This window comes from Streptomyces sp. NPDC048337 (assembly GCF_043201175.1).
Classification (GTDB): domain Bacteria; phylum Actinomycetota; class Actinomycetes; order Streptomycetales; family Streptomycetaceae; genus Streptomyces.
The window spans coordinates 379,719-392,325 of record NZ_JBICYR010000001.1; the positions used below are offsets into that span (position 1 = coordinate 379,719).

At 70.0% G+C, this 12,607-nt stretch carries 14 protein-coding genes and 1 pseudogene; 6 read left to right on the top strand and 9 right to left on the bottom strand.

The window, feature by feature from the left end:
• Positions 1-35: 35 nt before the first annotated feature.
• The 4 genes from ACGFYU_RS01825 to ACGFYU_RS01840 all read left to right on the top strand — a co-directional run bounded on the left by ACGFYU_RS01825 (position 36) and on the right by ACGFYU_RS01840 (position 2,453).
• Positions 36-719, top strand: coding sequence for a helix-turn-helix transcriptional regulator (locus tag ACGFYU_RS01825; protein WP_393825253.1), 684 nt, complete (start codon positions 36-38; stop codon positions 717-719).
• Between the two features lie 10 nt (positions 720-729).
• Entirely contained in the window at positions 730-1,125 is a 396-nt protein-coding gene (locus ACGFYU_RS01830) for a cupin domain-containing protein (RefSeq protein WP_393825254.1), read from the top strand.
• A 331-nt stretch (positions 1,126-1,456) separates the two neighbouring features.
• A complete protein-coding gene (locus ACGFYU_RS01835) occupies positions 1,457-1,993 on the top strand; it encodes an NUDIX hydrolase family protein (protein WP_393825255.1) in 537 nt (178 codons plus the stop codon).
• Positions 1,994-2,030: 37 nt separating this feature from the next.
• Positions 2,031-2,453 (top strand): hypothetical protein, encoded by a 423-nt coding sequence (locus ACGFYU_RS01840; protein ID WP_393825256.1) that lies wholly within the window; start codon positions 2,031-2,033, stop codon positions 2,451-2,453.
• Here ACGFYU_RS01840 and ACGFYU_RS01845 read toward each other — a convergent pair.
• The 6 genes from ACGFYU_RS01845 to ACGFYU_RS01870 all read right to left on the bottom strand — a co-directional run bounded on the left by ACGFYU_RS01845 (position 2,450) and on the right by ACGFYU_RS01870 (position 8,356).
• Positions 2,450-3,214 (bottom strand): hypothetical protein, encoded by a 765-nt coding sequence (locus ACGFYU_RS01845; RefSeq protein WP_393825257.1) that lies wholly within the window; start codon positions 3,212-3,214, stop codon positions 2,450-2,452. The two genes, ACGFYU_RS01840 and ACGFYU_RS01845, sit on opposite strands and share 4 nt — an antisense overlap.
• Positions 3,198-4,808: a substrate-binding domain-containing protein gene (locus ACGFYU_RS01850; RefSeq protein WP_393825258.1), complete on the bottom strand. Its 1,611-nt coding sequence runs from the start codon at positions 4,806-4,808 to the stop codon at positions 3,198-3,200. Before ACGFYU_RS01850 ends, ACGFYU_RS01845 begins: the two co-directional genes overlap by 17 nt.
• Positions 4,805-6,049 (bottom strand): hypothetical protein, encoded by a 1,245-nt coding sequence (locus ACGFYU_RS01855; protein WP_393825259.1) that lies wholly within the window; start codon positions 6,047-6,049, stop codon positions 4,805-4,807. The genes ACGFYU_RS01850 and ACGFYU_RS01855 overlap by 4 nt, the downstream gene beginning before the upstream one ends.
• A gap of 320 nt (positions 6,050-6,369) precedes the next feature.
• Positions 6,370-7,236, bottom strand: a complete 867-nt coding sequence (locus ACGFYU_RS01860; protein ID WP_393825260.1) for an RNA polymerase sigma-70 factor — start codon at positions 7,234-7,236, stop codon at positions 6,370-6,372.
• Positions 7,233-7,811, bottom strand: a complete 579-nt coding sequence (locus ACGFYU_RS01865; protein WP_393825261.1) for a carboxymuconolactone decarboxylase family protein — start codon at positions 7,809-7,811, stop codon at positions 7,233-7,235. The genes ACGFYU_RS01860 and ACGFYU_RS01865 overlap by 4 nt, the downstream gene beginning before the upstream one ends.
• Positions 7,812-7,891: 80 nt before the next feature.
• Positions 7,892-8,356, bottom strand: a complete 465-nt coding sequence (locus ACGFYU_RS01870) for a nuclear transport factor 2 family protein (RefSeq protein WP_393825262.1) — start codon at positions 8,354-8,356, stop codon at positions 7,892-7,894.
• On the opposite strand from ACGFYU_RS01870, the pseudogene ACGFYU_RS01875 reads away from it, so the two are divergent.
• Positions 8,356-8,856 (top strand): annotated as a pseudogene (locus tag ACGFYU_RS01875) (hypothetical protein); the annotation flags it as partial. The gene ACGFYU_RS01870 and the pseudogene ACGFYU_RS01875 overlap by 1 nt on opposite strands.
• A 23-nt stretch (positions 8,857-8,879) precedes the next feature.
• The gene (locus tag ACGFYU_RS01880) at positions 8,880-9,755 is read left to right on the top strand and encodes a hypothetical protein (RefSeq protein WP_393825263.1); all 876 of its coding nucleotides are present in this window, start codon (positions 8,880-8,882) and stop codon (positions 9,753-9,755) included.
• Between the two features lie 35 nt (positions 9,756-9,790).
• On the opposite strand, the gene ACGFYU_RS01885 is transcribed toward ACGFYU_RS01880, so the two are convergent.
• The 3 genes from ACGFYU_RS01885 to ACGFYU_RS01895 form a co-directional block, all read right to left on the bottom strand.
• Entirely contained in the window at positions 9,791-10,579 is a 789-nt protein-coding gene (locus tag ACGFYU_RS01885) for an SDR family NAD(P)-dependent oxidoreductase (RefSeq protein ID WP_393825264.1), read from the bottom strand.
• 85 nt (positions 10,580-10,664) lie between these two features.
• Positions 10,665-11,240 (bottom strand): TetR/AcrR family transcriptional regulator, encoded by a 576-nt coding sequence (locus tag ACGFYU_RS01890; protein ID WP_393825265.1) that lies wholly within the window; start codon positions 11,238-11,240, stop codon positions 10,665-10,667.
• A gap of 45 nt (positions 11,241-11,285) precedes the next feature.
• Positions 11,286-12,320, bottom strand: coding sequence for a chitinase (locus ACGFYU_RS01895; protein ID WP_393825266.1), 1,035 nt, complete (start codon positions 12,318-12,320; stop codon positions 11,286-11,288).
• Positions 12,321-12,607: the final 287 nt, after the last annotated feature.

Below are 12,607 nucleotides of genomic sequence, written 5' to 3' on the forward strand. Positions count from 1 at the left end.
CTTTTTAGCTGATACCCATCGATTATATTTGACATATGACCGAAATGACCGGTGGTGACCGAGTCCACCGAGCCCTCGCCGCCCCTTCGCGTCGGCGTCTGATTGCCCTGCTGCGGGAATCGGGCGGCGCACGGGGCGCGGCGGAACTGGCAGCTGCCACCGGTCTTTCGGTCGCCACCGTGCGCCACCACCTCGCTGCGCTCGCCGAGGCGGGCCTGGTACGGGCCACCACTCGCGCGGGGCCCGGGCGCGGCCGCCCCCGGCTGACATGGACGGCGGTCGGTGCCGCCTCAGGCGTCGGCACCCCGGACGCTCCGTACCGGGAGCTGGCCGACGCGCTCGCCGGGGCACTGGCCGGGAACGCGGATGCCTCTCGCGCGGCAGGCCGTGACTGGGGGCGGCGGCTCGCCGCCGCCGGCGGCGGGCACCCCGCCGAACGGGTCGTGGAGCTCGCCTCCCGCATGGGGTTCCGTCCCGAGGAGACGCCCGCCCCGGGACGCGATCGGCGCGTGCTGCTGCACGGCTGCCCCTACCGCGAAACGGCGCGGGCACGTCCCGAGGTCATCTGCTCGGTCCACCAAGGCGTGCTCGACGGCCTTCTGGAGGGCACCGGGATGGGCGCGCGCCTTCGCCCGTTCGTCGCGCCCGAACTCTGCGCCGTCGAACTCGGCTCCGATCGACCGAACCGAACCAAACCCCCGGTTTCACAGGCTCCTTGAGGAGGCTTCCTTGATTCCCATCTCCATAGGCAGGAAGTACGTCCGCCGCGACATGCCCGTAGTCCGGATCGACCCGGACGGGGCGCCGTTCCGGGAGCTCGTCCCCGCCCGGATCCAACTGATCGCCGATTCCGGCATGGAGGCGCACTCGTACGAGGACTCCGAGGTGCTGCTCACCGGAGTCGAGGGCGAGATCGAAGTGGGCAACCCCGGCAAGGGCTCCGTGACCGTCGGGCCCGGCATCTGCGTGATGGTCCCGCGCGGTGAGCTGTTCACGCTGGCCAACCGCACCGACAGCCCCGCCATGGTGCTCGCCGTCTTCTCGCACAGCGACCTCGTCGACAACCTGCCGCGGCCCTCCGGCCGCCGTCCGCGCCGCCGCACCGAACTCGGCGCCGCGGCCTGAGTCTCCTCCTGCACCATCCCGGCGCACAGCCACGGCGCCTCCGAACTCCTCCGTGCTCGCGGTGTTCGGCCAGAGCGAGTTCACGGAGGGCCTGCCCCGGGCCGCCGCGGAGGGCTGCGGCTGTCAGGGGCAGCCATTGAGCTCGGGCCCACCGCGCCTTCGGCGGCGCGGCCACGGACCGGCCCAGGCGCGGCCGCGTCCTCGCTGGACGGGCCCGACGTCCCCGTCACGGTGAGCGTCGGCAAGCAGTGCGCGTAGCGCATCACCGGCCGTCTCGGTGGTATTGGGCGCGTATCCTGCGGCCGCGGCGCCAGGAAAGTATGATCAAGCAATGTCTGACTTGACCGAGACCACGCCCGGCTGGCTGAGCACGGACGAGCTGGAGATGGCCAGGGCCCGAATGCCGGTCCTGTACGTGGAGGCCGTGCCCGTACGCGTGGACGACAGGGGTGAAGTCACCGACATCGGACTGCTGCTGCGCATCGGTCCGGACGGGACGGTCAGCCGAACCCTGGTATCCGGCCGCGTGCTGCACCACGAGCGGGTCCGTGACGCGCTCCTGCGCCACTTGGAGAAGGACCTCGGCCCGGTGGCCCTACCCCGTGTGCCCGCCTCCCTCCAGCCCTTCACCATCGCCGAGTACTTCCCCACGGCGGGCATCACCTCCTTCCACGACCCGCGCCAGCACGCCGTGTCCCTCGCCTACATCGTGCCGGTGGCCGGCGACTGCCGCCCCCGGCAGGACGCGCTGGACCTGGTCTGGCTCAGTCCGCAGGAGGCCGCCTCCCCAGCCGTGCAGAGCGAGATGCCGGGCGGCCACGGGGTGCTGCTGAAGCAGGCGCTCGCGCATGCGGGACACGCCTACTGACCGCTCCTGGTGGTCGACGGGGGGATGGGCTGTGGGGATGATCCAGGAGCTCTGGCAGGTGGGGGAGATGCCGCTCCGCGACGGGCTGTACCGTCCGGACGACACCGGCCTGGAATTGCATGTCGAAGGTCCCGGGGCCTACCGCCCGGATGCCGGACAGCCGATTCCCTTCCGTATCGGAGAGCCGTTCGACGTGGCCCAGGCCATTGACGAGCACGGCATCGACCAGGTGGACACCTGTTTCGAGAGCCCGCTACCGGACGGATCCGGGTGGATGTCCGGCGGGGGCGGCGGCATGGGCAACATCGGCTACCTCGCCCGTCTCGACGCCAACCGCTCCTTGCGGTGGATCGCCGTGATGTTCCATTCCAACCCGTTCGTCAGCGTCCGCTACGAAGGCATGAGTGCCGTCGTGACCAACGACTGGGGGAACCGGCTGACTCTGGAGCCAATCCTCTAGCGGAAGATGGCCATCGCCTGGACCTCCAGCACCCCTTCATCCGGGTTCCATTCCTGGACTTTGCCCAGCCAGCGGGCCGAGAAGGTGCCCTGCGGGACTTGGGCGCGGAGGCCTTCCGTGGCGCAGGTGACCCGGACGCGGGGACCCCGGGAGGGATCCGCCGGGTCCCCGTACGGGGCGAGGAAGACCGTGGAGTCGGCTCCCGCCGGGCCTTCCCCGGTGGTACGGAACCGGCCCCGGATCAGCACGAAGCCCTCGATGTCGCGCAGTCGGACGGCGCCCTGCGCGCCGGAGGCCGTCCGCAGCAGCGCGGGGCTGCGCGTGACGGACTGGCTCGGGAGGTCGACGTGCACGATGACGCGCTTCTCCTCGAGGACCTTCATGATCAGGCCGATCACCGAGATCGGTTCCGCCACCTCCAGATAGCGGCTGACGACCTGGGTGTTCTCCCTGCGGCCCCCGTCCGCGCCCACGCCGAAGACCTTCGCGCGGACGGTGCCGTCCTTGCTGTCGCTGGTGCGCTGTTCGACTTCCTTGCGCAGGGCGGCCGTGTACCCGCGCATCTGGTAGTGGTCCATGACCGTCTTGTCGTGCAGGTAGAAGCAGATGCCGTCCGTGATGTCCTGCGCGGCGGCCCGCCGGACCCCGACCAGCCGCAGTACCGCTACCGCCAGGAGCACCACGAGGCCCGCCCCGGTGGCCGCCCACAGCAGCATCCAGGGCCACCACACGGCCCGCCACGCTTCACTCGTGACACCCACGGATCTCCTTGAAGGCTTCGAGAAGGGACTGCCCGGTGGCATCGACCATGTGCCCGCCGGTGGCTCTGGCGGCCCGGTCGAGCTCCCGCTGGTCGGCCTCGCCGTACCGGACGGTGTACGTGTGGACCGCGCGGGCGGCCGGCGGCAGGGCGGCGTACCGGCCGAGGAACTCGTCGAGGCTCATCCCGGCGTTGTTCTCCCCGTCCGTCATGAGCACGATGGAGACAGGCTGCCGGGAGTCCTTCGCCACCGCGTCGGCCGCCGTCCGGTAGCCGTGGTCGAGGGCCGACCATATGGCCGTGCTCGCGTCGAAGCCGTCGTCGGCGAGCATGCCGCGCAGCCGCTCCAGGTCGGATGCCCCCGTGTACGTCACGCTCTGCTCGTCCAGGACGCGGCCGCCGAAGCGCACCACCGTGAGGGTCTCGCCCCGGTGGAACCGGGTGAACTTGCCGGAGCTGGAGTCGTCCGCGCCGCTGAGCCCGTCCATCGTTGCGCGGAGGTCCGCGATCCGCTTGCCGCGCATGGATCCGGAGAAGTCGAGCAGGAAGATCACCCGGGCCGGGCGGCCGTCGCGCGCGCTGTCGTAGTCGGCCAGCAGCCGGTCGACGACCGCCTGGCTGTCCGGGAAGTACAGGGCGTTGCCGAGCGGAGCGCGCAGGCTGGGTATGCGGGTGATGCCGGGGTCGACCGGGCGGCGCAGCGTTCGTTCCATGATCCTCTGCTGTACCGGTTCGCTCCGGAGCCAGGCCGTCAGCCGGTCGTACGCGGCCCGCTTGGCCGGGTCGAGCAGCATCAGCGGATAGTCGGACAGCACGATGCCGTCCTTCGGGTAGACGATCTCCAGGGGAGTGCGCAGGGTGCCCGCGCGGTTGAGGGCGAGCAGCTCGGACTCGTAGGTGATCAGACCGTCGACACCGTCCTCGCCGTGTACGTACGACTCGGTGAGGTTGCCGGAGGAGTCCTCGGTCAGCGCCTGCCCGGCGAAGAAGCCGCGCAGCCGGTCGCAGGAGACGTCCTCTGGGCGGAGCGCGCCGCCGGTACCCGCGGCGGCGGTCGCGACGCCCACCAGTGCGGCGAGTCCGCTGTTCGAAATGCGGGGGTCGGCCATCGCGTACTTCAGCGTGCCGGCCGCCGCGGCATCGGCCAGGTCCGCCCAGGACAGTTGCCCGTCGGGGGTCGCCTGCCGCAGTCGCTGCGCCGTCCCGGGCTTCAGGCCGACGACGACGGGGGAGAGCATGGTGCTCGTCGAAAGCGGGCTGTCCGCCTGACGTCCGTTCTGCTTCAGCAGGAGCTGGAAGGGGCGGGAGGAGGAGAGCCAGGCGAGGTCGTGTCGGTAGCGGCCGGTGGCCAGGGAGGCGGCGGCCTCGACCGTGCCCTGGTACTCCATCGTCAGCGTGATGCCGGTATCGCGGCGCAGCTCGTCGAACAGGGGCCGCATGTCGGCGAGTTCGGAACTGGCGAGCACACGCAGGTTCACCGGCTCGGCCCTGTCCCCGGAGCAGGCGGTGAGCGTGGCCAGGACGCACAGGAAGGCCAGGGCGAGCGCGGCCGGGGACCTGCGGCGGCGTCGGCCGGGCGTGCCGCGGGCCGTCACTGCGCCCCGTCCGGGAGCTGGGCGGGCGGGCAGTCGCCGACGAGGGAGATCATCTGCTCCAGATAGCGGATGCGCGGCATGGGCGAGCGGGTGTCGTCACCACGCAGGTCCGGCACCGGCACCCTCCGCCCGGTCAGGAACCGCGCCAGCTGGTCGCCGGCGACCTCACCGGTGCCGTCGAGGATCCGGAAGCCCAGCTCCATCGCACGCTGGCGCAACTGCGGGTCTGTGACCATGAGTTCCCCCAGCCGCTCGCCCTTGTCGTTCAGGGAGATGAACTGGGGCTGCGTGACGAACTGGCTGGAGGGGTAGAGCAGCACCCGCTCCGAGTCGAGCCGCTCGGACTCGGCCCGATGCCGGACCTGATAGGTGAGGTACTGGTGCTCGTACGCCACGACAACCGGGGCGATCCCCTTGCCCTCCGGCGAGATGTACGTCCGGAACACGTCGGCGGCGGGCAGGCCCTGCTCCATGAGGTGCCTGATGGACTGTGCGCGGCTGCTCGCCTCCTGCGCGGTACCGGGCACATCGGGACCGTTGCCGCGCCAGGTGAAGGAGACCAACGCCAGGTAGGTCCCGGCGGAGTTGGAGCTGCACACGTCGGGGCTCTGGGCGACGATCCGGTTGGCGTTGGAGATCCCGTGCCGGCTGATGCCGAGGTCGTTCCAGCGCTGTTCCCTGTTGATGCTGTCGAGGAACTTCTGCATGTCCAGCGAGTAGTAGAGCGTCGGGTCCGTGCCCCCGGAGGACAGCGGGGTGGCGATGCCGGCGTCGCGCAGTGTCTCGGCGTACTCCCGGTAGGTCGCCAGCACGATGGGGCTCACGAACGGGCGGTGCACCTTGGCGTACTGGCCGGCCGCCGCGCGCACGCCGGTGATGAGATCACCGGCCGGCTGGCCGGACGGGAAGACGAAGTCGAAGGACGCGATGTCCCTCAGGGCGACCTCGCGGGAGCCCGAGCTGGTGATGTGGACCTTGATGCGGTGCTTCAGCAGGATCCGCTGCACCTCCTCGTCCTCGAAGAAGTCCCGCTTGGATGCCATCTTGCCTTCGAGGACGACGACGCTCTCGAACGGCAGGAGCAGATTGCCCGATACGGCCAGCGTGGTGAAACCCGTCATCACGGTGGCCAGTACGGGCAGCAGGAACAGCAGGAGGCTCCGCCGCGACCAGGAGCCGGACGACCGGCGTCGGACGGCCAGGCGGGGCTCCTCGACGACCGGTCTCTCCCCGACAACCACCCATGCCCCCCGTCGTCCACGTCACCTCTCACGTGGCAGTGTGCACCGCCCGGTAGTCCATTCGGGCGCGGTCCTGCCAACTTGGCGTTAACAACGGCCATAAAAGCGTGGGTAGTTGTCACGGAGTGGGGCGAGCGTGATCGGCAGGTGGCGCTCGCCGTTCAGGTCCTCGCGGAGTGCATGGCACTGGTGGTGATCCTCGGCTACGCGTGAGAACGGTGACGGCCGGCGTGGAAGCCACCGTCCGCCGGGAGCGCCGGCCGGGGGCGTTCCCGGCGGGTGGGAACCGCCTGGAACACCCCCTCCGCCGGATCCTGCTGCTACCTGGCGAGTTCTGCCATGTCATCCAGCCGGGTCAGTTTCCGCGGGTTCCTGACCACGTAGATCCGGGTGATCCGCCCGTCCTCCACTTCGAGGCTGACCGCGGCCGGCCGGCCGTCGATCTCGATCCGGCCGGCGGGCGCGCCGTTCAGCCAGACCGCCTTCGCGTCGAACGCGGTCACCACCCGGCTTGCGCGTGCGAGCAGCGGCACCACCACATCGGCGCCGCGGACCGGAACGAGTGCGGCGGCCACGTGCCCCCCGCCGTCGGCGATCATGACCACGTCGGGTGCCATGACCTCCATCAGTTCCTGTAGCCGGCCCGTGCGCAAGGCTGCCAGGAAGCGTTCCACCACGCTCTGCTGCTGTGCCCGGTCCACTGCCACCCGGGGCCGCCGGGCGGACACGTGCTCGCGCGCCCGCCGTGCGATCTGGCGCACAGCGGCAGGGGACTTGCCGACGGCCCGGGCAATCTCCCCGTACGGCATCTCGAACACCTCGCGGAGGACGAACACCGCCCGCTCGGGGGGCCCGAGGGTTTCGAGGACGGTCAGCACGGCCATGGAGACGCTCTCCGCGAGTTCGACGTCCTCTGCCACGTCCGGGCTGGTCAGCAGCGGTTCCGGCAGCCACTCGCCGACATACTCCTCCCGGCTGCGCGACAGCGTGCGCAGCCGGTTGAGCGCCTGCCGCGTCACCACACGCACGAGATAGGCCCGCGCATCGCCCACACGGGAGCGGTCGACACCGGCCCACCGCAGCCAGGACTCCTGCAGCACGTCCTCCGCGTCGGCCGCCGCTCCGAGCATCTCGTAGGCGACCGTGAACAGCAGCCTGCGATGGGCGACGAAAGGGTCCTCGTTCATGCCGTCGACGCTGTCCGGGACGTACCGGGACGGGCGGCAAGCGGTGTCTCGCACGCGTCGGAGAAACCCTGCGAAGTGACCCCGTTGGCCGTGTTGTTCCTGGTCGCCATGTTCACGAAGGCGACGTACGCGGTCAGTTCCACCATCGCCGCCGCGCCCATCCGGTCGAGCAGCCCCGCGTACAACTCGTCGGTGACGGTCGGCGGCGTGTTCGTCATGGCTTCCGCGTACTCAAGGACGTCCCGCTCCAGCGGTGTGAACACCTCCGACTCCCGCCAGCGGGGCACCTGGCTCGCCTTGACCAGGTCGAGGTCCTGGTTCTGCGCCTGGAAGTAGCCGATATCCAGGCACCAGCTGCATCCGACCTGCGCCGCGACGGCCATGTGCGCGAACGACTCCAGGCCGGCATCGGCGGCGTCCCATGCGGCGAGCTTGGCCGAGAACTCCAGGTTGGCGGTGGCGACGTTCGGGTTGTGCCACACCACCTCCACGGGCTCGGCCACCGAGCCGAGCTGCTTGATCACGCTCTGGGCGAGCTCGGTGGGGAGCTCGGCCTTCGAAACGCGTGGTGTCACGGTGTTCTCCTCGTCGGTGTTGGCTTGGTCGCCATGAAGACACCGCCGAGGCCCCGGATGTGACATCCACCCGAACGGTCTCAGGAGGCGGATCGCAGAGGGTCCTCGCCCTCGGTCCACCAGACGCCCAGCCTCTGGCGCACCACGACCCAGCCCCTGCCCTCCCGGTGGAACTCCCAGTCGTACGGCCCGCCCATGGCGTAGGGGGAGACGGCCGTCCCGGGCGCGGGATCGGTCACGAACCACATGTAGCCGATTCCGGTGGCCTGGTCGCCCGCCACGTCGAAGTGCGTGTTGAGGATGTGGTGCTGCATGCTCGGGCAGCGCGCCTCCGCGTCCTCCACCTTTGCCCTGATCGCCTGCCGCCCGCGGATCGTTCCCCACGGTCCGAACTCCAGCACCGCGTCCTCGGCCCAGCAGCCGGACCAGGTCTGCCGGTCCTTGTGGTCCAGCGCCCGCCAGCCGCGGATGACGAGTGCGCGCAACGCTTCCTTGTCCTCCAAGGCCCGCAGCCTGCGGGACAGATCGTCGTCGGCGTCGGCCAAACGCCCTCGCCGAAGCCCTGTACTCGCCCTTCGAGCCTGCGGACGACCTCGCCCGCTTGGTTTTCCTCGACCCGGCGGGAGGCCGGTTCCACGCCCGGTGGGCCGACACGGCGCAAGCCGTCGTGGGCCACCTCCGCCAGGCGACCGGCGTCGAGCCCGACAACCCGCGGCTACAGAGCCTGGTCCGCGACCTCACCGAGCACAGCGCGGACTTCACCCGCCTGTGGAGCACGCACGCCGTGCAGGGCAAGACCTCGGACGTCAAACACTTCATCCACCCGGACGTCGGCTCCCTGACCCTCACCTACCAGGCCTTCGACGTACGCGGGACACCTGGCCGGCAACTCGTCGTCTACCAGGCCGAACCCGCAACGCCCAGTGCCCGTGCCCTGGCCCTCCTCGGCACCCGCCCGCGGTGCGCGAAGAATGAATTGAACGCGTTCAGCCCGGCTGGCAGAATGGATTCGCGCGGCCCAGCCCGGGCGGACGCGTTCATTTAGCCGTGCCGCGAGGGGGGGTGGCCGTGTATCAGAAACGGTCGTACGGCCGGATGCTGCTGGTTTCGGTGCTGGTGGGCTGCCTGGAGGTCGCGCTCGCCATCGTGGTGGTCCTCCTGTACGTCCGGACGCAGCCGCCGCCGGACACACCGGTCGACCACGCCGCCCTGGTGGCGGGCATGCTCTCCTTCGGTGTGATCGTGGGCGTGATCGCGTTCCTGCTGTCCCTGGTCTTCGTGCTGCCGGCGGTGGCGTTGGCCGACCTGCTCGCCCGCCGGATCGGCGGCCGCGAGGCGTGGTGGTTGGTGCCGCTGATGGTGGCGGCCCTGGTGGCACCACCGATCCTGGCCTTCGCGGCGTACAACCGCGTGGAGGTGCGGCCCGTGCTCGCCTTCTGGGCGGTGGCCACGGCCGCGCTCTCGGTGGGCGGCCTGGCCGCCCGACCCCGGCACCCGGGACTGGTTCGGCAAGTGGCGTTGTGGGGCACGGCGGTGGTGGCGGGGACGGGCTTGCTCGGCGCACTCGGGCTCACCCTCGGCCTGCTGCCCGCGTACGAGCCGCCGGCGATCGGTCCGGCGACCATGGCCGGCACCTGGGCCGACCACACCAGCGGAACTCTGGTCTTCACCTCGGACGGCCGGGTTACGGCCTCCGGCGTCGGCGAGCACGCCCCCGACGACCACCCCAGCGGCCCGTCGCGGCGGTGCTCGGGTTCCGGCACCTGGTCGTACGAGCCCGGGCGGGACGTCTGGACCCAGGAAGTCCGCGTACGCGTCCCGGGGTGTTCCTGGTCGGCATGGAGCGTCGGCGGCACCGACCAGGAGCCCCGGATCTACCGGCACGTCGGCGGCCCGGATTCCGGGAAGCTGTACCAGCTGCGGAAGGCCGCCGACGGCTCCTGACTCCGGAACGCCTCCGCGGCGTGGCTGTGGCCCTGTCAGGCGGCCTTGAGGGTGCCGCCGTCGATGATGTGGTCGGCGCCGTGGATGCTGGCGGCGCGGTCGGACAGCAGGAAGGCGACCAGGTCGGCCACCTCCTCGGGCTCGGTGATGCGCCCCGAGGCGATGCCGACCTGCTCGGGCAGACCGGAGAGCAGGTCGCTGTGGCCCACCCCGTACGCGGCGGCCACCTTGCCGCCGTAGCCGTCCGGGTCGGTCCACAGCGGACTGGAGACGACGCCGGGGGAGACGGTGTTCACGCGGACGCCGCGCGGCGCCAGCTCCTCGCTGAGCCGCTTCCCGAACTGGGTCAGCGCCGCCTTGGCCTCCGCGTAGCCGACCGGCGAGCCGCCGGGCACGTGGGCGCTGATCGAGGAGATGTTCACGATGGCGCCCTTGCGTTCCAGAATGCTCGGCAACGCCGCCTTGGTGGTCCACACGGCGCTGAAGAGGTTGAGATCGAATATGTTCTGCCACTGGTCGTCGTCGACGTCCAGGAACCCGGCGAGGGACAGCCCTTCCGGGTCGCCCGCGCCGACGTTGTTGACGAGGAAGTCGATCCCGCCGACCGCGGCCAGCGCCTGATCGACGACCGACCGCGCCCCGTCGCGTGTGCTCAGGTCCACGGACACGACCGCGGCGGCGACCTTTTCCAGCTCGGGGGTGACGGTCCGGGCCGCACCCACCACCCGGACGCCCTCCGCGGCCAGGGCCTGAGCGATCGCGAGGCCGATGCCGCGACTCGCGCCGGTGACCAGGGCGGTCTTCCCGCTGATACCGAGTTCCATGATGTCCCCTTCTTGAACGACAGGTTCTTGAACTGCAGGTCTAAAATCAGGGCGCAAAAAACTCCGCCGCCCGAGGCGTCGTGTCTCAGAGGCCTGCCAGGGCCGTGTCGATGATCTGAATCAGGGCCGGCCGGTCGAACGTCTTGACCATGACTCGCAGCCCCGCGAGGGTGGTCTGGAGGAACAGTCCATACGCCTTGGCGTCAACGCCCCGGTCGACGTCGCCATCCCGCTGCCCCTGCTCGATGCGGGCGGCGAACTGCTCGATACTGCGCTCCTCCATGCGGTGCGCCGCGCGGGTGGCCTCCTCGTCCCGCCCGCCGAGCTCCTCGACCGTTTTCTGAGCCAGACACCCGCGACGGGTCGGCCCGTCCAGGCTCATGTCCACGAGCAGCACGAAGTACGCGCGGATGCACTCCTTGGCGGTCCCCGGCCGCGAGAGACACTCCTCGGCGAACTCCGAACACATCCGGCCGTAGAGGTCCAACGCCTTGCCGAACAACTCACGCTTGGAACCGAAGGAGTGGTACAGGCTGCCCTTGGCCACTCCGGTCGCCGCGGCGAGGTCGGCGGGGGAAGTGCCGACGTAGCCCTTGGTCCAGAACGTCTCCATCGCCTGCGCGATGACCACGTCCGGTTCGAAGCCCTTCGGTCTGCCCATGCCGCCACTGTAGTGATCATTTGACCTACAGGTCAAATACTTGGGTCATCCGGAGAAGGCCTCCGCGAACGCGCCGGCGCTCTGCGGCACTCCGCTGCAGTTCGTCGCGGCGTCGTCCGACGAGGTGTCACCGTCCTCGCACTGCCGGTCGCGGAAGGTCGACCACATCGACACCCAGGCGATGCCAGTGCCTTCGGCGAAGGAACGGACCTCGGCCGCGTCGGACAGCGTGAACGTCTCGCCCGCGATGTCGTTGTCACCGATCATCGAAGTGACGGCGAGACCGTGCCAGGCGCCGTCGGAGGAGAGGTCGAAGACGTCCCGCAGTTGATCGTGGGCGGCCTGGGCGGAGGTGATCGCGTAGTCGCCCATGTCGCCGGTGTACGTGCCGCCGTAGTTCATCGTCATGATGTTGACGGTGGCCACCTTCACGCCGTTGTCGTTGGCGGACCGCAGCAGTGCGAGGCCGTCGTCGTCGAGCCCCGAGGGCATGACGGGCAGGGTGAAGGAGACCGCCAAGTCGGGGCGCTCCTTCTGGAGCACAGCGATGGCCTTGGAGCGCACCGCTATCGCGGCCGAGTCGCCGAGGTCGTCACCCTCGATGTCGAAGTCGGCCTGCGTCGCCCCGGCGGCGTCGAGCGCGCCCGCGTAGGCGGCGGCAAGCGCGGACGCGTCGGCGCAGACCGCGGCGAGCTCCGTTCCGGAAGCGCCGCCGAACGAGACGCGCACGCTGCTGCCGGACGATGTCAGCGCCGAGATACGGGACTTGACGGCCGGATCGTCGATGGCGTGGCTCCCGTCCCACATGGGCGTGCAGCCACTGCCGTCCGAGATGACGAAGGCCAGGTTGTACGCCGAAGGGGAGCCGGCGGAGTCGTTGGTGGAGGCTGTGGTGGCGCTGACGTAGGGCGCGTAGGACGTGCTCGGCGCCGCTGTCGCCGAGGGCGAGGCGCCGGACCCGGTCGGGCTCGACGAGCCTGCGCCGCCCGGCGGTTCGGTGCCGTCCGAGGAGCATCCGGTACAGGCGAAGGCCACCAGACAGGCGAGCAGTCCGGCGGCCGGCCTCAGGAAATTCCGCATTGCACACGCTCCCGCTCTCGTGATCACTGACTCAGGCTTGTGAATGTCTCATGTGTGGCTGAGTTTCCGCGGCGGCGAGAAATGTGCAGGCGGCTCATGAAATCACTCCAGAATGGGCATCACTGAGTGCCAATACTCGGACAATAGGGCCCATTTCGTCGTCCTGGCTTCTCTGGATGATCTCGGATCCGCTCAGGGAACGGACAGGTTGAGGCGTTATTCATAGGCACCTCATAGGGGAGCCAAGGTTTTGACTCAGGAAGCGTTCTTAACCTCCTGGAATGAAT